We start from the raw sequence: 19,957 nt of genomic DNA on the forward strand, positions 1-19,957 counted from the left end.
CCACCCGAAACCAACAAATCCCAAAAACTCTCCACCCCGACCACACCACCAGGAAAACGACACCCCACACCCACCACCGCCACAGGCTCAGAGCTCGCCACCTGACTCATAGGCTCTGCGACTGAAGTACAGTTCGCCAACGCGTCGGCCGCTTCGACCGGATTCGGATGCTCCCACAGCAACGTTGGGGCCACATCCAGTCCGGTCGAAGCAGCGATGTGCTTAGCTATCACAACACTTTTCAGCGAATCGACACCGAACGAGGCGAAGGATGCAGCGGGATCGACAGCATCGAGTGGTATGCCGACATGCTCGGAAATCGACTGCAGAATTGTAGACAGAATTTCGCTGCGAGTGCTGGAACGTTGCTTGCCCTGAGCGACAGTCTGGTTCGCCGCGCGAGCGGGGTCGGTGCTCGGCGTCTTCGACGTCGTAATCGCGTCTCGATGGAAACTCGCGAGAGGGTCGGGTAGGTCGCCTAACTCGTACATCGACCGGCAGGACTTTCGTCGCACCTTACCGCTCGATGTAAGCGGCATCCGTCGGGGCGCGAGCAGAACGACATCCGAGACCGCGATACTGAGCTGCTCGGTGATGTGCTCCTTTATTGCAGAGGCGATCTCGCCGAACAACGACGGTGCCACTTCCTTGTTCGCGACTTCCTGCACTACGACGATATCGACCGAGTCCCCGACCGCGAACGCCGCGCTCCGGCCTCCATTGACGGCCGGATGTGCTGCGGCGCTGATCTCTTCGATATCCTGGGGGTAGATGTTGCGGCCCCGAACGATGATCAAATCGCCGGCTCTACCCGTGATGAACACGTTGCCGTCGAGGATCACTCCGAGGTCACCGGTGGAGAAGTATGGCCCTCGATCGTCAGAAAGAATACGAGCGAACGCCTTCTCGGTTGCCTCGGGCAAATCGAAATATCCGGCGGCGACGTTCGGTCCCGCAATCCACACTTCACCGATCGCTCCGGGTACTGCCTCCAAGCCCGTCACAGGATCAACGATGGCTACGGAACTGAGTCTAGGCAAGAACCCCGAGCTCACAAGAGACCGAGCGTCCCGTGAATCGCGGGGTTCCGTGATCCGTCCCTCGGCAAGAGCAGTCTTGGAAACGATCCTGCAGAACGGCGCACCCCGCTCACGTCCGCCGGAGACAACCAGAGTTGCTTCTGCCAGCCCGTAGCAAGGGTAAAAGGATTCTCCGTCGAAACCGCTCGAAGCAAACCGGTCTGCAAAGTCGTTCAATACGTGCGCGTTCACAGGCTCCGCACCGCACAGAGCATGCGTCCAGGACTTGAGGTCGAACCGCTGGTCGACATCTGCCGAAATCCTTTTCGTGCACATCTCGAATGCGAAATTGGGGCCCGGACTGTGGGTACCCCGGTAGTTCGAGATTGCTTGCAGCCACACTTCAGGAGCGCTTACGAAAGAAAGCGGCGAAAGCAAATTCGACGTGAACCCTGCGTAAAGGGGGAAGATTATCCCGCCAATCAGTCCCATGTCGTGGTAGGGCGGCAGCCAACATACTCCCACGCTCGCCCTGGACAGGTCGAAACTCTCGACTGCCATCTCGGAGTTCGCCATGATATTTCCATGGGAAACGATCACCCCCTTGGGATCAGACGTAGAGCCAGACGTGTACTGGAGAAATGCCACAGAATTCTCGTCGATCGTCGACTGCGGCAGGAACTGGTCTTTGTTTGCGGACTCGAAAGATGCCGCCGATATCAGCTTGGCGTTGGAAAGTGAAGTATTCGCAAACAACGCATCGCGGCCTTCGTAAAAGACCTGATCACAGAGAATCATCCGCGCACGTGCCGAAGCGACCACCGCCTCGAGTCGCGGCAGATGCCGCAGAGACGTCGGCGGGTACGCGGGAACGGCAACTCTACCTGCGTATATACACCCAAAGAAAGAAAGTAGATAGTCCATTCCGGGGGCCAACAACAAAACCACTCGATCTCCGGGCTCACTGTTCGACTGCACCACCGCTGCAACACGTCGTGCCGCCGAGTCAAGCTCCCCGTAAGTCAATTCTTGTTCGTAGAATTGTCCGAATCCATCCGGAGTCAAAAACCTGTACGCAACGAGTCCCTCGTCCTCACGTGCACGCTTCTGAATAAGCTCGATCAGAGTTTTCGGTCGATCGTCGAAATGTGAATCGGCCATGCAAGCCCCCCTGCAGATAGCGTCGAGTTAGGACGCGAGGTGTCCATAGTTTCGCGTCGAAGCACAGTGGCCATGTCGTACTTTGGCCACGTGTACATCTCATCGAATGTTTACGAATGCTTAATAACTAGAGTCGTCGACAGCTTTGTCGAGCATGTCGCCCAGTGCCCCCGCGTCCGGTATCAGGAAAGCTAGCACGGCGTACCTGGTACCTCAACATGAGCCGCATCACTGATCGTCGAGCACGTTCGGCGGCTGATTTAGTTTCGATTTCGACTTCTTTATAGACGGTCGACGTTTGAATGCATACTATCTTGGCCACCGGTGAGTAAGTACTATTCATCGCGCCCTTTCTTGAGGAGAGACTGTGAAAATTCAACAAACTCCCGCCACCATGCTGCTCACCGGAGCGACATCCGGCCTCGGCCTGGAGGTAGCAAGACGCATGGCAGGTTCCACCCTGTGGACGGTGCTGGCGACGGCTCGGTCCGAGGAGAAGATCGAACAGCTCAAGAATGCGCTGGATAGACCCTCGAACTTTCGGTACGCCATATGCGACCAGGCCGACTTTTCCAGCATCAGAAGAGCAGGTGCCGACATCGCCGGTCTGATAGCAGATGGAGCGGTACCGACCATGAGCAGCGTCCTGCTCAACGCTGGGATTCAAACGTCTTCGACCGATCGCGAGACCACGGATGGCGTGGAGTTAACATTTGCCACTAATGTGGCGGGCCCGCATCTGCTGTTGGGCCTGATGAGTCGACACCTTGGGGCGTCGGCGCAGATCGTACAGATCGGTTCCGGAACGCACTACGGACAGTTCCGTCGTTCGTACGGAATGGTCGCCAAACCCAAATGGACCTCGCCGAAGGAGCTTTCGTCGCCACGACATGGCGACGGAATCGAGGCCTACTCGACGAGCAAACTCGGCACCTTGTACGTGACCCATGAACTGGTCCGTCGCGCCCCATTATCTGTCACCCCGATGTGCTATGACCCAGGCATGTTGCCCGGTACAGGACTTGCGCGAGATCGAAGCGCGGTGGAGAGGTTCGTGTGGCGGCGCTTGCTGCCCGGAATGCGTCTACTGCCAGGTGTGTCCAGTCCTGCTCACTCCGCATCGCATTTGGCGCGGTTCGCGACCAAAACGAGTCAATACCCAGAGGATCGGCTCCGCGGGTCCTATGTTGAGATCGATCGACCGGTCCCTTCCTCTCCCGAGTCCTACGACAAGGAACGCGAAAAGTCGCTTTTCGAGTTCCTCAATGATCTCACCGGATTGAACGCCGGACTGACAGCGCCGTGGTGGTTTTCCGAACCAGCACAGGCCCGTCCGTGATCTAAAGCGAAGGCTGGTGGGGCGGGCTGCATGTGTGAGGTGACGGGTCGTCGTCATGACGAACTGAGCACGGCAATTGCGGCGTCCCCAGCCGATTGAATCACGCTAGGTCTTGTGCCGCCTCCAGTTGGGACTGCCCCTCGGTGCGAAGGTCCGAGTAGCAGTGTGTTTCGTATTCGATCGGGGGCATCTGTCGATGCACGAATGCAACCGTATGTTCGTTGCTCCCCACAAGCGGGAGGTGCCCCCACCACACACACCGTCGACCCAACCGACGGTCGCAAACCTGACGTCACAGAGCGTTCTGTACGGGCCAGATTCAAAGATCGTCGTGCGGATGCACTCGGTTGACATGTTAGGGCCCAGAATGGGACTGCCCCAGCTTTGGTTGACATCTGATCTGTGAGGATCGCGCCTCACGGTGGAAGAAGGTTTCCCCATGCCGAAAGAATTCCCCGAGGAGTTCCGCCGCGACGTCATCGCCGTCGCACGCAAAGGCGAGGCCCAGCTGCGTCAGATCGCGAAGGACTTCGGAATCTCCGAAGGCTGCCTGCACCGCTGGCTCAAAGTCGCCGACCGCGACGACGGCATCGAGCGGGGCACCGCCACGAACGCAGGCCTCGACGAGTCCGCCGAGCTGCGAGAAGCCCGCAAACGGATCAAGCTGCTCGAGCAAGAGGCCGAGGTCATGCGTCGCGCGGTCGCCTACTTGTCCCGGGACGTCAACCCGAAATGATATGCCCCCGCAAGCGGGAGGTGCCCCCACCGCTGGTCCTCGACCTTGCTGGCGACGGAGTCCCCGTCACAGTTACCTGCCGGGTTCGCGGATTCTCCACCCAAGAGTTCTACAAATGGAAGAAAAAGCCAGTCACGCAACGGGATTGGGATGTCGCGCACCTGATCAACATTCTCGTGAGATCCACGCCGAAGACTTCGCATTCGGCTACCGCTTCATCGCCGACGAACTACCGGACCGCGGCATCACCGCCAGCGAGAACCGGGTCGCGCGGTTGCGCTCACAAGAACGCATCTGGTCGGTGTTCTCGAAGAAGCGAGGCCTGAACAGGAAGGCCGGCCCGCCGGTCCACGATGACCTCGTCGACCGTCAGTTCACCGCCCAGGCCGCGGACGAGCTGTGGCTGACCGACATCACCGAACACCGCGCAGACGAGGGCAAACTGTATCCCTGCGCGATCAAGGACGTGTGGTCGAACAGGATCGTCGGCTACTCGATCGACTCCAGGATGAAGGCCTCGTTGACAGTGTCCGCGTTGGATAACGGTGAGATCGCCGGACCAATCGGCTCCAGCGACCAGTGGATCCGGCAGCGATCGGGCATTGTCTCGCGGCGCTTCGCGAGCGCCGAGGAGACCATCGAGATGATGAGCGCCGAGGCGGTGGCGGCTGCGCTCGCGGATGCCGGTCTCGAGGTGGCCGACGTCGATTGCCTTATCGTGGCTACCTCGACGCGCTTGGTCTTCACGCCCGCTTGCGCTCCCGCCATCGCCGCGTCGCTAGGTGCGGGGCCGATCGCCGCATTCGATCTGTCGGCGGGTTGCGCCGGGTTCTGCCACGGGATCGCCATTGCTTCAGATCTCGTCCGCGGCGGCACGTCGAGCGTCGTTGCCGTGGTGGGCGTCGAAAAATTGAGCGACACCATCGACATGACAGACCGCGCCACGGCCTTCCTCTTCGCCGACGGTGCGGGCGCGGTGATCGTCGGCAGATCGGAAACAACCGGGATCGGCGTCACAGTCTGGGGATCCGAAGGCCACAGGGCAAGCGCAATCGGACAGACGAAGAACTGGCTCGAATACTTCGACGACGTGGACGCGTACGGACGGGATGCGGTGCGGCCGTACCTTGCGATGGACGGCGCGCAGGTGTTCCGTTGGGCGACAAACTCGCTGGAGAGCACGTGTCGGAGCGCGATAAAGGCGGCGGGCGTGTCCCCCGAGGACCTCGCCGCACTCATCGCGCACCAGGCCAACGCGCGGATTACCGAGGTGCTGGCCACCGTGCTCGGTGTTTCGTCGACCTGTGTCGTCGCCGACGACATCGCGATCAGCGGCAACACCAGCGCCGCATCTGTTCCCCTGGCGCTCGATGCAGTGGTGAGAACCGGATCGGCACCCCCGGGCGGCCGAGCACTGCTCGTCGCGTTCGGGGCAGGCCTGTCGTTCGCTGCACAGGTCGTCGTCCTCCCCGGAGCGAACTGATGTCGGCGGAGCGCGAGGTCTTCAGCCGGTTCCTCCGCGAGACGACGCGCAGACCGATGGCCCAGAGCGTAGTGCGGCACCTCGAATCGGTGCACGGGATCGACCACATCCCGGTAACGGGACCCGTCATAATCGTCGCTAACCACCGCAGCTATTACGACCACTTGGTCATGCGGTCGCTGCTCAGTGCCCGACGATCGGGGCCATGTTGGTTCCTCACCAAGCAGGAGGCGTTCGACCGCCCCGTGAGTCGCGCGTTCCATAAGGCTTGGGATGCCATTCCGGTCGACCGGGACAAACCCGGCCTCGCGTCGTTTCGTCGGATCTCGTCGGCGCTTCGGGACGGCAACGCCGTCGTCATATATCTGGAGGGGACGCGCAACAACGGCTCGGGCCTACTACCGTTCAAGGCGGGCGCGTTCATGACCGCGTTACTCAACGACGTCCCGGTTGTGCCGATCGCGATTGTGGGCTCGGATTCGGTCCTGCCGAAGGGAGCGCTGCTACCCCAGAGGTCGACCATCCGCGTCGTTGTAGGACCGCCGTTGGTCCGACCGGCTCCCGGCCCCGAAAAGTCCCGGATCGCCTCCATGTCCGACGCAGCGCGGAGCGTCATCGCCGAGCTTCTCAGGACCGGGGCGGCAGGGGACGGTGGTGCTTCCGAGCCGCCGTTCGACCTCGTGTCGGCGGTGGAGCGGAGGCTGGAGAACGTCATAGACGCCGACGGCGCGATCGGTTACGAAGACGCGGCACTGCTAGGTTTTCTCGAGCAAAGCCTGCGCCGGTGGGGGAGCCACGACACCGGCATCGGTTTGCAACGTGCTCGAGTGCTCGGGCTCACCGCGCCGCGCCGCGGCATCGCGCGTCGCTTGGTCGCAGCACGGAGAATCAAGCTGCTGTGCATGGCCGCGTTGCGCGAAAACCCCGAGAACCCGTTGACGAACTACGTCCTCGGGCGATGGAACATGTCAGTACCCTACGTGCTCGGAGGGCGTCGCGCGCACGCGATCCGTCACCTGAACGCGGCTGCAGCGCACACTCGTGCCGGTGACACCCGGCCGCTGATGGCCATCGCCGAAATGTCGTTGAGCGAGGGACGAACGGTCGACGCAGAATTGGCGCTGCGGTGGATTCTCGAGGTCGCAGACCCAGACAACGCCCGCTACGAGCTACGACGTCGCAGATGCGAGAAGCTGCTCGGCAGCATCGACGCTGAACTCATGGCCACGAGGCACCGAGCGATTTCGTAGCGACTACGTCGGCATCCGCTCGGTAACCTCATCGACGAACTGGGTGATCGCCTGTCCGTACAAGGTGGGGTGGGTGAACCGGAACATGTGCCCCGTTGCGGGCAGCACCCTTTCCTCGCACCGCGGGATCAGCTCCACCAGAGTGTCTGCCTCCGTTCGCCCGACCAGCTTGTCGTCTTCCGGCGTGATCACGAGGGTCGGAACCTCGATTAGGGGAAGTCCACGTCGGAGGTCGAGACCGGAGACCGCACGCACCCGTGCATCGAAACTGGCTTTCGGGGTGTTGTCCACAAAGAACTGACGGAATTGCGCCCCGCTATGAGGCACCTCGGCCGTTCTGTCGAATCTCGAGGCCAGTTGCCATGCGTGAAACCTCAGGGTCAGTTCGTGATAAACAGGCCCAACTGCCCAGCGGGCTGCGGCGCAACCGGCTGTGCGCTTCCACCACGGGAGGGGATCAGATGCAAAACCCCCTGACAACACCAGTCCTACGAGTCCAGCAGGGAGCCGGGTCGCAAACTCCAAGGCGACCGCAGCACCAAAAGAATCACCTACCAGGACAAATGAATCCAGATCTGTTGTCTCGCGCCTCAACGAAGTCGGCGTACGACTCGATGTTATCGAGTGCTTCGGGTAAACGCATCGTTCGAACGGCGCGACCGAGGAACGGGTGTATGTCGCCGACGCTCCACTCCGCTCCGGAACGACATGGGACGGTGACTATAACCGGGGAATTTTTTGGCACTGAAGCCTCCAGCCGGGTGGGGTTAGTCTGTCAAGTGACTGTACCTGGGCGTTGATCTAGTGGGTCGCCGATCCGCGTAACCGGGGTCTGATCCTGCCGCACTCTTCAGGCGGGATCGCCGATAGCGCGGAACGACAAGTAGCTGGGGCGGTGCGGGTCGAGGACGAGGTCCTGACGTCGTGCGTGTGCGCGGATCAGGTCAGGGACGACCGACGGGTACTTCGGCGTGCTGCCCGCGTGGACATAGACGAGCGGTCGGTGACCAATGACGAGCATCGCGTCGGTGGGCACGAGATCCACGTCGATCGGCGGTGGGACTCCTGCTGGAACCGGCAGCTTGCGCTCGTGGCTGAGGCAGTGGTGGGCGACGAGCAGACTGCCGTCCTCGGCGTAGTCCGACAACGACATGTCGATGGCCCTGTTCGACACAGAAAACGCACCGTTGGTGAGCACCGTCGACGCGCCGTCCGGTGCCACATTGTCGACGGTCATTGCCCGGCTGTCCTCCTGCCTCGAGGTGTAGACGAACAGGCGCAGATTGCGCTTGCCGCTGATCTGGGTCCGTTCGATGAGTTGCGCGGAGGAGAGGGAACGGCGATGCCATGAATGCGAATTCCCGACTTCCAACTGTCCTCGGTGAGTGCTGGTCAGTAGCTACGCGCTGGACCCCGATATCTCTATCTCAATGTTGTCGGGTCACGGAATTCGAGGATCGACAGACCGGGGCCACCACCTTTGATCGGCTCGTGCACGACACCGGAATTGTCCAGTGTCTCCATAGCATCGACCAGGTCCTGGTACTTCTCGACGCCGAAACTCGGATTGTCGAGGCCTGCGCGGTCCTCGTCGAACGAGTCGTCGTTGGTGCCACCGATCTAAGGCCGAACAGTTCAACCGGAAACTGGTAGATCACTCCGCTGACCAAGAACCACAAGAAGTTCTTGGTCTCTTCGTCTGCATTCAGGTCGTACTCGAACGCCACCTCAAACCCGAGGACGTCGTCACACACCTTGCGCGACGCCTCGACCTCACTGAAGTCAGGCGGACGTGATGGAAATCTTTTGCTGCGCTCGGCACTGAGTTTTCGGTGGCGGTCAAAGATCTTTTGAACCTTTACACGTCAGCCAATCGATGAGTGCCGGTGCCGATGATTGTGGTCGTCCTTGGAGTTTTCGATCACCACTCTTGCTTCGAGCAGGCTGGTCCAGTGATTTCGGTTGAGGCATTCCTTCCGTAGCCGGTTGTTGAACGACTCGATTTCTCCACTGTTCAACGGCGTCCCCGGCGGGATGTAAAGAGATGACGACACGGTCGCGGCAGAACTGTTGAAGCACATGCGAAACGAACTCCGCCCCCTTATCCATTCGCAGCACAATCGCCAGCCCGTGATATCACATCGATACCGGAGGCCATCACCTATTTTCGTCGCTGCGACGGCCGTCTACAGCGTTCCTGGTAATCACAGCAGCTTGGAGTCGGATGAGCACCGGTTGCGACGGTGCCCGAGACGGAATTCGACCCACGACCCACCGCCGCGGTCGGTGATTAGGTCAGGACAAGTCCCCAAGAGGACACCACCCAGAACGGTGCCGAGCAGTGAGCCCGGACCTGAACACCCCTTGAACGGCATCTGACAGAATTCCGTAGTGACGAACCGGCACTGCACTCTGCTCCGCTGCAATGCTCGATCCGTGTAAAAAACAGCCTGGGAGAATCTCGCCGAGCAATACTGGCGGAATCTCCTACTTGGGAGTAACGCCAATCAATGGTGCGAGTTGAGTGGCAATGGGGTTGAGATTGAGCTTGTCGGGATCGACCTTGGGGTTGAGGTCCCACGGCTGCGGTACGTCGGGATCGGCGAACACGATTCGGTTCGCGCTACGAACGCCCGTCACGCTCCCCTGCGGCGTTGCACAGTTGGCGTCGAGGTTCAGCGGGTAATCCACCCTGGTCTGGTCGAAATTCGGGTCCTTACGCTTCTCTTCGTCCAAGATGGCCTGCGATCCCTCGTAGCCGACAGTGCACGGCGGAGGGTTGTTCGCCTCGAGCAACAGACCCTGATGGATAGTGCCGTCGTTCGGAACGATCGTCGAGATACCAGCACCCAACGCGGGCAAGAATGTCAGGAACGGACGAAGCGCAACATAGCGGGGTTCAGCTTGAGCGGCCAACAGCGCAAGATTGTTGATATCGGTGGTCAGAGCCGGACCGGCGTCGGTGATCAGACCACCGAGCTGATCACCCGCGGCGGTCCCGGTGTCGATGAGCCGACGGATATCGGGATCGCTCGATTTCAGCTGAGCCGTCACCTGATCCAGACTCGTGCTGAATTCGCGGATGAGATCCGACTGCTCGGACTGAGTGTTCAGCACCGGCACCGCGTCACGAATCAACGACAGAGTCTGCGGCAGAGCCTCGTTGGCCGACTCGGAGATGTTCCCGAGCGAATCGACCAGAGACTGCAGGTCGTTGCCCTTGCCGTCGAACGCGACACCGAGCTCGTTGACCACATTGGTCAACGTGTCGAGGGGCACCGACCTGACCAACGTGTTCGTGTTCGCGAGCACGTCCTCCACCGGAACCGGCGTAGCGGTGTCGGCCTGTGCGATCTCCGAACCGTCCACCAGGAACGGACCCAGATCGGACTGCGGCTGCAGGTCGACGTACTGCTCGCCAATCGCTGAGCGGTTTGCCACAACGGCCTTGCTGTCGGCCGGGATGTCGGGTCCACCGTTGTCGAGTTTGAGTGCCACCCGGACACCGTCCGACGTCAACTGCAGATCGCCGACGGTTCCGACCGGCACACCGCGGTACGTCACCTCGGCATTGGAGAAAATGCCGCCGGAGTCGGCCAGGTTGAGTGCCACCTCGTACTGCCCGAACCCGAGCATGTTGTCCAGGCGGACGTACTTGCCACCGACGTAGATCAGCCCGAGCAGGGCGACCACGACGAACGCGACCAACTGAAAGCGAACGAGCTTCGATCTCACTGTCCAACTCCGAATCGTTCGAGCAGATCGGTCACGGGAGCCAACGGGTCGAACGGTGCAGGCTCGGCAGCACCAGCGGCCTCACCCGCAGGCGCACCGGGTCCAGGAACCGGCGACGGAATGATGGGCGGCAACGGCAGCAGCGAGATCGTCGGCCAGCCCGGACGCGGGCCGTTTCCGTTGTAGTACGGATTCGACGGATCCACGACCGGCAGCGTGTTGCCGTACTTGGGCTGGATGTAGACCGGGTCACCCTCACCGACCCCCAGCGCACGGAGGGTTGTACCGATAGACAAATCCAGTGAGATGAACAGGTTCGCCGAGTCCCCCTGGATGATCTTTTCCGTGCCGTCGGCGAACGGAAGCGTCGGGATAACCGCGAGTGACGTGACCGCGTCGTCGGCCGAATCGGCCAACGCCTGCAGCGTCGGCCGTAATGCCCGCAGGTCTGCGATCAGGTCGTCCTTGGATCGATCGATCACGTCGGTGCCGACCGAGCCGAGCCGGTCCAGCGCACCGAGCATCTCGGTCAGCTGCGGTCGCTGCTTCTCGAGCACCTCGGTGGCAATCGGTAGATCCTTGAGCACTCCGTCGATCTTGTCGGTCTGAGAGTTGACGCGCCCGCTGAGCGTGTCGAGACCGTCGATGGCGCGGGTGATGTCGTCACGCTGCTGGTTGAGTCCGTCGATCAGCATGTTCGCCTGCTGCAGAAGCTCTTTGGTCCTGCCTTCACGACCGTCGAACGCCGTGCTCAGTTCCTTGACAATAGGCGAAAGCTGGCCGACGCCGCCGCCGTTGAGCAGCAGCGAGAGCGCGCCGAGGACCTGTTCGATGTCGGTTGCATGGCGGGTGCGATCGAGCGGGATCGTGGCACCGTCCTGCAGACGTGCAGCCTCTTCGTCACCGGGAGGTGCGGAGAGCTGCACGAACTTCTCACCGAGCAGGTTGGTCTGCTGCACCGACGCGATCGCGTTGGCCGGCAGGTCCACGTCGGAGTTCAGGATGACGTTGACATCGGCGGTCCACCCGTCGTTCGGCACAGAGATGGAGTCGACGCGACCGACGGGGACACCGTCGACCTTGACGGTCGACTGCGGCACCAGGTCCAGCACATCGTCGAACTGCACCGTCAGATTGAACGGGTTGTCGCCGACATCCGCGCCGCCCGGCAGCGGAATCGCGTAGATGCCTGCCGACGAACACGCTCCTGCGGAGAGTGCCACCACGCACATGCCCGCACCGAGCGCCAACGAACGCTTCACGCGAGCTCGATTCCAACTCACAGAGGTACTCACTGTCCCCCACCTCCAATGAGCGAGCGGTCGAGGCCCGGCATCGAGCTGGATCCCAGTCTGGGTGAGACTACGCCCGGGACCGTGCCCGGCACGGACTGGTTCTGCTGGATGTCATTGGTAAGAACACCGAACGGCAGCACGATCCGGTTCTGGTCGGCGAGCGGGGCCTGGATCATGGTAGTGATGTTGGCGCACTGATCGATGATCGGCTGGATCTGGGCACCTAGTGCCTCGAAACGAGGGTCGCCGGGGACCAGCTTGCCCAGGTCGATGAGTCTGCAAATCGTACCAAGAGGATCTTGGGTCTCGTTTTGTAGATTCGCTCGCGTGGCAAGTGACCCGGATTCGGCGTCGTACGCGTTTGCCAGATTGCTGATGGCCAACGGCAGCAGCGTCAGAGTTTGCACGAGCTGCTCACGGTTGTCGGCCAGAGTTTGTGTGGGCTGCACGAGCCCGTTGGCCGCGTCGGTCAGTTCGGTGCGGTTGTCCGCAACGAACGTCGCAACGTCACCGAGGGACACCGAGAGCTGCTGCAGGGCGGCTCCTAAGTCCTCGCGCTGGCCCGACAGGAAACCGGTCAGATCGGCGAGCTGAGTGTTGAAGTTACGAACCTGCTGATCGTTGACGGCGAGCGCACTGACGAAAGTCTGCAAATTCTTGATCGTGTCGAAGACGTCGGAGCGCGAGTCGCTCAACGTGCGGCCGGCAGCCGAGAGCTGAGTGATGCTGTTGCCCAACGCCTCCCCGTTGCCGTCGAGGTTCGCCGCACCGGTGTTCACCAGGTCGGTGAGAGCGCCGTCCTTGTTGGCCCCGTCGGGACCGAGAGCTTTGGACAGGTCGTTGATCGAGGAGTACAGCTCGTCGACCTCGACGGGTGTGGCCGTGCGATCGCGACCGATCGTCGTTCCGCTGGCCATCGTGTCGCCCCCGGTGTAAGCGGGCGCGAGCTGAACGTAGCGATCGGCGACGAGTGAGGGCGTCACCTGGACAGCTTTCGCATCCGCCGGAATGTCTACTCCTCGGTCGACTCGAAGGACGACTTCGACGTCGTCACCCATCGGGGTGACCGAATCAACTGTGCCGACCTTGACCCCGAGCACCCGAATCTCCGAGCCGGAATAAATACCGACCGACTTGTCGAAATAGGCCGTGATCTTGGTTGTTCCTGCCCTGGTAAACAGCCACCAGCCAGCGACCGCCACGACCAGTGCCACCACCAGAATCACCGCGATCAGCGCCAGCTTGTTCTTGTTCCGCGGCCCTGCTTGAGAATCTGTCATCAGTTCCCCAAACGCATGTCGTTGGCGGGCTGACGGTAACCAGGTATCAATGGGACTCCGGGTGGGGTGAGGTTGGCGAGCACGATATCGAGCCACCGTCCGTTGCCGGTCACATTCGTGTAGAGGCGAACGAACGGCTCGTACAGCTTCAGTGCTCGGTCGAGACTGTCGTTGTTGCGTTGCAGGATGTCGATGGCGCCGTTGAGCTGCTGCAACATCGGGTTGATGATCGCCTCGTTGTCACGGACCAAACCGGTCAGCTCCTGCGACACACGTTGTGTGCCGGTGAGCAGCTGGGAGATGGCCTGCTGCCGATTGTTGAGCTCCTCGAGCAGTGGACCCGCATCGGTGATCAGCTTGTTGAACTGCTCGTTGCGGTCGGCTAACACCTTGGAGGTCTCGCCGGTGGCTGCGAACAACTTCTTGAGTTCCTCGTCGCGGCTGGCCACCGTCTGCGACAACCGAGTCACGCCGTCGAGCGAGGCTCTGATGTTGGCCGGGGTCTCGGAGAACGCATCGGACAACGTCCGCATGCTGGTGGCGAGCTGGTCCGTGTCGATGTCGTTGATCGTCGACGCCGCCGCCGAGAACGCGTCGATGACGTCGTACGGAGAGGTGGTGCGCGCCAGCGGAATTGGATCTTTCGGGCTCAGGGTGTCCGAGCCACTCGGATCCAGTGCCAGGTACTTCTGCCCCAGCAGAGTCTTGATGGCGATGGCCGCTCGCGACTCGTTGCCGACCCAGGCGTCCTGCACCGTGAAGTCCACGAGCACCCGGTCGCCGTCGAGCCGCACGTCGGTGACCTTGCCGACCTTGACCCCCGCGATACGGACTTCGTTGGACGGCTTGAGACCTGCGGCTTCACTGAACTCCGCGGTGTACACCGAACCCGCACCGATGATCGGGAGACGGTCGAGGAAGAAGACCGACATCGTGGCGAGCAGGATGATCGCGATTCCCAGTGCCCCGATGGTGGCCGGACTACGTCGAGATGTCATTGCTTGATCCCCCCAGCTTTGCAGCGCTCGGCCGAGTTCGTGTATAGCGGCTGATTGACGGTCGGGAGCCCGGTTGGCAAGTTCAGGTTCGGCGACGTACCCGGTCCGGCCATGATGTCGATACCGCAGAGGTAGAACGTGAACCAGGATCCCTGCTGAGCCGTACGAATCAGCTTGTCGAGCTTGACCGGCAGATTTCCGAGGACCGCGTCCACGTCGGCGCTGCGTCGATTGATGGTCTCCGACAACGTGTTCAGCGCTGTGACCGAACCCTGGATCGACGGCCGCGTCGGCTCGAGCAGGTCCGCGGTGGCGTTGGTCAGTCCGGCCAGCGAGGTCACGGCCGAGCCGACGACATCACGGTCGGCCGACAGGCCCGACACGAGCTGCTGAGTGTTGACGATGAGGCTGTCGAGCTGCCCGTCGTTCTGGTTGACCGTGGCGAGCACATTGTTGAGGTTGGTGATGACCTGACCGATGACCTGATCCTTGTCGGCCACGGTGTTGGTCAGACTCGCAGTGTTCTTGACCAGTTCGTTGATGGTGCCCGATTCCCCCTGGAACACCTGAATGATCTGGTACGAGAGCTTGTTGACGTCATCTGCGCTGAGCGTGGTGAACAGCGGGCGGAATCCGTCGAACAGAGTCGTCAGGTTCACCGCGGGCTTGGTGCGCTCGAGCGGAATGGTCGCTCCCCCGGTGATCTTCTTGCCCTGATCGCCCGAACCCTGCTCGATGGCGATGTAGCGCTGACCGACCAGGTTGCGGAAGCGAATGGTGGCAGTCGAACTCGCCGGCAGCCAGTCGCGACTGCTCAGCGTGAAGTCGACCTTCGCCTCTCGTTCGTTGGCGATCTCGATCTTGTCGACCTGCCCGACGCGAACGCCGGCGATTCGGATCTCGTCACCCTCGTTGAGCGAGGTGACATCGGTGAACATGGCCGAGAACTTGGTACCACCACCACCGCTCGAGTTCGCGATGGTGAAGGCCAGGGTGGCCGTGGCGATGATCGTGATCACGGCGAACACGACCAACTTGATGATCGGCGCGAGAAGGCCTCTCATGGCACGGTCACCTCCACTCCTCTCAATGCCGGTGCGCCGAGTGCGGCGGCCCACGACGGGACAGTCTCTGGTGCAACACCACTCGCTTGTCCGTAGATGACGGCAAGAGTGTCACGCTCGAAGTCCGAGCCCTCGTAGCTCGCGGGCTGCGCAGATGCGGAGACAGCGGGAACGATGGAACTCTGAGCCGACTTCGGTGGGCCCTGCCCGGGGATCTCCTGCGGGCCGGGGTTGCGACTCGGGGGCTGGTAGGACCCGTCGTTGATCGAACCTCCCGGGTACTGCGGGAAGAACTCTCCCGGTGCCGCCGGCTCGAAGCAGGTGGCTCCGCGGTCGTCGAACAGCCGTGGCTCGTCCTGGTTCGGCAAGTAACGGCCCTTCGGGTTGACGAAACCGATAGTCGTGTTAATCCCTGGGTACTCGTCGCCCTCACCGAGGACGATCTTGCCGCGCCTTGCACCCTCGGCGAACTGGCTGAAGGTGCAGCCGAACGTCGGCGAGAACTCGGCCAGCAAGTCGAGGGCCTCTCGTGAGTTCGAGGCGAGACCGATCAGATTCTCGGAGTTGACCTGCAAGAAATCGGCGGTCGTGTTCGATGCCGACGTCAGCGAGCCGTAGAGCGTCTCGAGGCTCGACTGCCGCTCGACCACCGTATTACCCGTCGTACGCAGGTTGTCCAGCGCCGAGATCAGCTCCGGTGCGGCGTCTGCGTAGGTCTGGGAGAAGTCGGCGAGACCCACCAGCGTCTGCTGGATGTTCGGCAGTTCGGTGTTGAGACCGGAAACGACATCGGTGAGGTCGTCGATGGTCTGTCCGAGCTGCTCGCCGCGTCCGCTCAGGCCCTGCGCCAGTGACCCGAGGGTATTGGCGAGGTCCTGCGGCGGGATGGCTTGCAGCAACGGCAGCAACCCGTCGAGCAACTGCCCGACCTCGATCGCGTTGCCGCTCGTGTCCTGTCGAAGAACGGTGCCGTCGGAGATCGGCGACGCCGAATCGTTCTCGGGCACGATCAGCGAGACGTAGCGCTCGCCGAACAGGGTCTTCGGCAGCAGCCGCGCAGTGGCATTCGACGGGATCAGCGGAGCCTTGTCCGGATCGATGGCGAGCTGCGAGGTGACGACGCCGTCGACGGTCGACGCCGAGCGCACCTCGCCGACGATCATGCCGCGCACCTTCACATCTGCGTTCATCGGCAGAGCGTTGCCGACCGAGTCGGTTTCGAGGCTGACGTTGACGACCGATTTGAACGTCTTGTTGTAGGAGGTGATGCTCCATCCGAGAAACAGGATGAGTACCAAGAAGAACGCAAGTCCGAGCAGTACTCGCTTCAGTCGCGACGGCGAGTCGATCATCCGGCAACCCTCACTGTGGTGGTCGTGCCCCAGATGGCGAGGCTCAGGAAGAAGTCCAGTACCGCGATCGTGACGATCGCCGTACGTACTGCGCGACCCACCGCGACGCCGACGCCTGCCGGTCCGCCGGAGGCGTGGTAGCCGTAGTAGCAGTGGATCATGATCAGCACGAACGCGAAGATGAGCACCTTGAGGAAGGAATACAGCACATCTTCTGGAGGTAGGAACAAGTTGAAGTAGTGGTCGTACGAGCCGGACGACTGCCCGTTGAAGATCGTGCTGATTCCGCGGGAAGCGACGTACGAGGCAAGCAGACCGACGATGTACAGCGGGATCACCGCAACGAATCCGGCGATCATGCGGGTGGTGACGAGGAACGGCACGCTGGGCACTGCCATGACTTCGAGTGCGTCGATCTCCTCCGAGATACGCATCGCGCCGAGCTGGGCGGTGAAACCACAACCGACGGTGGCGGACAGTGCAAGCCCGGCCACGATCGGTGCAATTTCACGGGTATTGACGTAGGCGGACAGGAAGCCGGTCAACACCGAGCTGCCGAGCTGTTCCAGGGCGGCGTAACCCTGCAGACCGACGACGATGCCGGTGAAGCCGGACATCATCACGATGACACCGATGGTGCCGCCGATGACGGCGAGCGCGCCGCTGCCGAAGGTGACCTCCGCCAGCAGGCGGAGAACCTCCTTCTTGTAATGGACTGCGGTCTTGGGTATCCACCCGATGGCCCGCAGATAGAACGACATCTGCTCGCCTGCGCGATCGAGCACGTTGAGCGGGGCATTGCCGACGCGCTTGACGCGCATCAGCGTGCGGTCACCGCGACCTCTGGCGATCGTCATCGCGGTTACGCTCCCTTCGCTGGTACGACCTGGAGGTAGACCAGGGTGAGAATGAGGTTGGCGAAGAACAGCAACAGGAACGTGATGACAACCGTCTGGTTCACAGCTTCACCGACACCCTTGGGGCCGGGGTTGGGATTCAGGCCCTTGTACGACGCGATGATGCCGGCGATGAGACCGAAGATCGCCGCTTTCGCTTCTGCGACATACAGATCGGGCAGCTGAGCCAACGCGGAGAACGACGCCAGGTAGGCACCGGGGGTACCACCCTGCAGGATCACGTTGAAGAAGTAGCCACCGACGATGCCGACGACCGAGACGAGTCCGTTGAGCAGCAGCGCCACGAGGATCATGGCCAGCACTCGCGGAACGACGAGGCGGTGAACCGGATCGATTCCCAGTACCCGCATCGCGTCGATCTCCTCGCGAATGGTGCGAGAACCGAGGTCGGCGGTGACGGCAGAACCGGCCGCACCGGCCACCAAGAGGGCGGTCACGATCGGACTGCCCTGCTGGATGACGGCGAGCACGCTGGCAGCACCGGTGAACGATTCGGCACCGAGCTGCTTGATCAGCGAACCGGTCTGCAGCGATACGACCGCGCCGAACGGAATGGCGACCAGAGCCGTCGGCAGAATCGTCACGCTGGCGATGAACCAGGCCTGCTCGATGAACTCGCGGAACTGGAACGGCCTACGAAAGGTGTTTCGGACCACCTCGACGAACAGTTCGACGATATTGCCCGCTTGTGTCAGAGCGGCGTTCGCGGGCGCGAACGCGGACTTCTTCGATCCCCCCATGTCTGCTATTGACCCCGACCTTGTGTTGGAGCTTGGTAGCCCTGCTGATCATGTCCTTGGTCGTAGCCTTGTTGGCTGTACCCCTGTTGGTCGTAGCCCTGCTGGCCGTACCCCTGTTGGTCGTAGCCCTGCTGGTCGTAGCCCTGCTGGTCGTAACCGTGCTGGTCTGCGTACGCCGGGTAACGCTGCCCCGAGTCGGTGCTGTCGAGGCTCTCCTGGATCGCGACCTGAGCGCTGTGCGGCAGGGTGTGCATGATCTGGCGCACCCGCTCCTGCCTGCGTCCGACGGCCTGGCGCACCGGCGTACCCGGGGTGGCCTTCATCTGCGGCACGATGCCTTCGACGTCGTCGACGCCACCGGCGTGGTGACCGGCGTCGACCATGGCCTGCTCCTGCGCCATCTGCGCCTCGTCCTTCTCTTCCGACATTCCGATCGGCCCGATCATCGTGCCGTTCAGGAATTGCTTGACCACCGGCTCGTCACTGGTGAGCAGCACCTCACGGGGGCCGAACATGACCAGCTGACGACGGAACAGCATGCCGATGTTGTCGGGGACCGTTCGAGCCAGGTTGATGTTGTGCGAGACGATGAGGATCGTGGCATCGATGTTGGCGTTGATGTCGATCAATGTCTGCGAAATGTACGTCGTACGAACAGGATCGAGGCCGGAGTCCGGCTCGTCGACGAGAATGATCTCCGGGTCCAGCACCAGCGCGCGGGCGAGGCCGGCACGCTTGCGCATACCGCCGGAGATTTCACCGGGCAGCTTGTCCTCGGCGCCGAGCAGACCCGTCAGTTCGAGCTTCTCCATGACGATCTTGCGAATGTCGGACTCGGACTTCTTGGTGTGCTCGCGAAGCGGGAAGGCGACGTTGTCGTAGAGGTTCATCGAGCCGAACAGGGCACCGTCCTGGAAGAGCACTCCGAACAGCTTGCGGATCTCGTAGAGCTCACGCGAGGAGCACTGCAGGATGTCGGTTCCGTCGATGAAAATCTTGCCCTGCTCGGGGCGAAGGAGACCGATCAGCGACTTGAGAAAGACCGACTTACCGGTACCGGAAGGACCGAGCAATGCACTGACTTCACCCTTCGGCAGAGTCAACGTCACGTCCTGCCAAATCTTCTGTACACCGAAAGACTTGGTCAATCCTTCGACCGAAACCTCGACTCCCACGCTGACCTCCACAATTCATACACATCGACCCGGATGTGGGTTGCGTCACTGTATCCCATGCACGTGTCCGCTCCGACACAGGAGCTTACCGCCCAGTAAGAACTTCCCCGAGTCAGGCTGTAGAGCTTGCATCAGTGTGGCTCATCTCACGCGAGCCGGTCGGGAAGTCGCCCGAACTGTGACAAGTCCCTGCCGTCGGATTCTGTGACAAGACACAACTGCACCCGGCCGAGACCATTCGGAAAGCTTCGGACTTCGGCGTTCACGAGTAAACAGTGACGCGTTGCCGATGTCCCGGGATCGAGAAGACTCCGTGATCGGTCACAACGCAGCGCGATGCGATCCGCATCGAACACAGGAGAAGGCTCCATCGAACGCAGGAGCAGCCCTCCCCCGAACACAGAAAAGGGCCG

General features: G+C 61.7%; 16 protein-coding genes and 1 pseudogene. 4 read left to right on the plus strand and 13 right to left on the minus strand.

All coding sequences use genetic code 11. The annotated features are described in order from the left end of the window. Positions 1-2,180 (minus strand): AMP-binding protein (locus tag AB0P23_RS16390; RefSeq protein ID WP_363798262.1); only part of this gene is annotated, 2,180 nt, incomplete at its 3' end. 367 nt (positions 2,181-2,547) lie between these two features. Between AB0P23_RS16390 and AB0P23_RS16395 the strand changes: the two genes are divergently transcribed. The 4 genes and pseudogenes from AB0P23_RS16395 to AB0P23_RS16410 all read left to right on the plus strand — a co-directional run bounded on the left by AB0P23_RS16395 (position 2,548) and on the right by AB0P23_RS16410 (position 6,988). Further along, positions 2,548-3,519, plus strand: a complete 972-nt coding sequence (locus AB0P23_RS16395; RefSeq protein WP_363798265.1) for an SDR family NAD(P)-dependent oxidoreductase — start codon at positions 2,548-2,550, stop codon at positions 3,517-3,519. A 439-nt stretch (positions 3,520-3,958) separates the two neighbouring features. Further along, positions 3,959-4,799 (plus strand): annotated as a pseudogene (locus AB0P23_RS16400) (IS3 family transposase); the annotation flags it as partial. After that, positions 4,782-5,738 (plus strand): beta-ketoacyl-ACP synthase 3, encoded by a 957-nt coding sequence (locus tag AB0P23_RS16405; RefSeq protein ID WP_363798371.1) that lies wholly within the window; start codon positions 4,782-4,784, stop codon positions 5,736-5,738. The pseudogene AB0P23_RS16400 and the gene AB0P23_RS16405, both read left to right, overlap by 18 nt. A gap of 56 nt (positions 5,739-5,794) precedes the next feature. Next, entirely contained in the window at positions 5,795-6,988 is a 1,194-nt protein-coding gene (locus AB0P23_RS16410; RefSeq protein WP_363798268.1) for a lysophospholipid acyltransferase family protein, read from the plus strand. Positions 6,989-6,991: 3 nt separating this feature from the next. Here AB0P23_RS16410 and AB0P23_RS16415 read toward each other — a convergent pair whose 3' ends face one another. The 12 genes from AB0P23_RS16415 to AB0P23_RS16470 form a co-directional block, all read right to left on the minus strand. Continuing rightward, positions 6,992-7,582: an alpha/beta hydrolase gene (locus tag AB0P23_RS16415; protein ID WP_363798271.1), complete on the minus strand. Its 591-nt coding sequence runs from the start codon at positions 7,580-7,582 to the stop codon at positions 6,992-6,994. Positions 7,583-7,838: 256 nt separating this feature from the next. Then, positions 7,839-8,360: a CocE/NonD family hydrolase C-terminal non-catalytic domain-containing protein gene (locus AB0P23_RS16420; RefSeq protein ID WP_363798274.1), complete on the minus strand. Its 522-nt coding sequence runs from the start codon at positions 8,358-8,360 to the stop codon at positions 7,839-7,841. Positions 8,361-8,853: 493 nt separating this feature from the next. Beyond that, positions 8,854-9,069 (minus strand): transposase, encoded by a 216-nt coding sequence (locus AB0P23_RS16425; RefSeq protein ID WP_363798277.1) that lies wholly within the window; start codon positions 9,067-9,069, stop codon positions 8,854-8,856. 406 nt (positions 9,070-9,475) lie between these two features. Next, positions 9,476-10,723 (minus strand): MlaD family protein, encoded by a 1,248-nt coding sequence (locus AB0P23_RS16430; protein WP_363798280.1) that lies wholly within the window; start codon positions 10,721-10,723, stop codon positions 9,476-9,478. Further along, on the minus strand, positions 10,720-11,985 hold the full coding sequence (locus AB0P23_RS16435; protein ID WP_363798373.1) for an MCE family protein: 1,266 nt from the start codon (positions 11,983-11,985) through the stop codon (positions 10,720-10,722). The genes AB0P23_RS16430 and AB0P23_RS16435 overlap by 4 nt, the downstream gene beginning before the upstream one ends. A gap of 29 nt (positions 11,986-12,014) precedes the next feature. Continuing rightward, on the minus strand, positions 12,015-13,298 hold the full coding sequence (locus AB0P23_RS16440; RefSeq protein WP_363798283.1) for an MCE family protein: 1,284 nt from the start codon (positions 13,296-13,298) through the stop codon (positions 12,015-12,017). Further along, complete coding sequence (locus AB0P23_RS16445; protein WP_363798286.1) at positions 13,298-14,296, minus strand: MCE family protein; 999 nt, start codon at positions 14,294-14,296, stop codon at positions 13,298-13,300. The genes AB0P23_RS16440 and AB0P23_RS16445 overlap by 1 nt, the downstream gene beginning before the upstream one ends. Next, positions 14,293-15,360 (minus strand): MlaD family protein, encoded by a 1,068-nt coding sequence (locus AB0P23_RS16450; protein ID WP_363798289.1) that lies wholly within the window; start codon positions 15,358-15,360, stop codon positions 14,293-14,295. Before AB0P23_RS16450 ends, AB0P23_RS16445 begins: the two co-directional genes overlap by 4 nt. Then, positions 15,357-16,712, minus strand: coding sequence for an MCE family protein (locus AB0P23_RS16455; RefSeq protein ID WP_363798292.1), 1,356 nt, complete (start codon positions 16,710-16,712; stop codon positions 15,357-15,359). Before AB0P23_RS16455 ends, AB0P23_RS16450 begins: the two co-directional genes overlap by 4 nt. Beyond that, positions 16,709-17,569: an ABC transporter permease gene (locus tag AB0P23_RS16460; protein ID WP_032365270.1), complete on the minus strand. Its 861-nt coding sequence runs from the start codon at positions 17,567-17,569 to the stop codon at positions 16,709-16,711. The genes AB0P23_RS16455 and AB0P23_RS16460 overlap by 4 nt, the downstream gene beginning before the upstream one ends. 5 nt (positions 17,570-17,574) lie before the next feature. After that, positions 17,575-18,369 carry an ABC transporter permease gene (locus tag AB0P23_RS16465; RefSeq protein ID WP_032365269.1) on the minus strand — a complete coding sequence of 265 codons (795 nt, stop codon included), beginning with the start codon at positions 18,367-18,369 and terminating at the stop codon, positions 17,575-17,577. A 5-nt stretch (positions 18,370-18,374) separates the two neighbouring features. Next, positions 18,375-19,544, minus strand: a complete 1,170-nt coding sequence (locus tag AB0P23_RS16470) for an ATP-binding cassette domain-containing protein (RefSeq protein WP_363798296.1) — start codon at positions 19,542-19,544, stop codon at positions 18,375-18,377. Positions 19,545-19,957: the final 413 nt, after the last annotated feature.

It is taken from the genome of Rhodococcus sp. NPDC077669 (assembly GCF_040686915.1).
In the GTDB taxonomy this organism is placed as follows: Bacteria; Actinomycetota; Actinomycetes; order Mycobacteriales; family Mycobacteriaceae; genus Rhodococcoides; species Rhodococcoides fascians.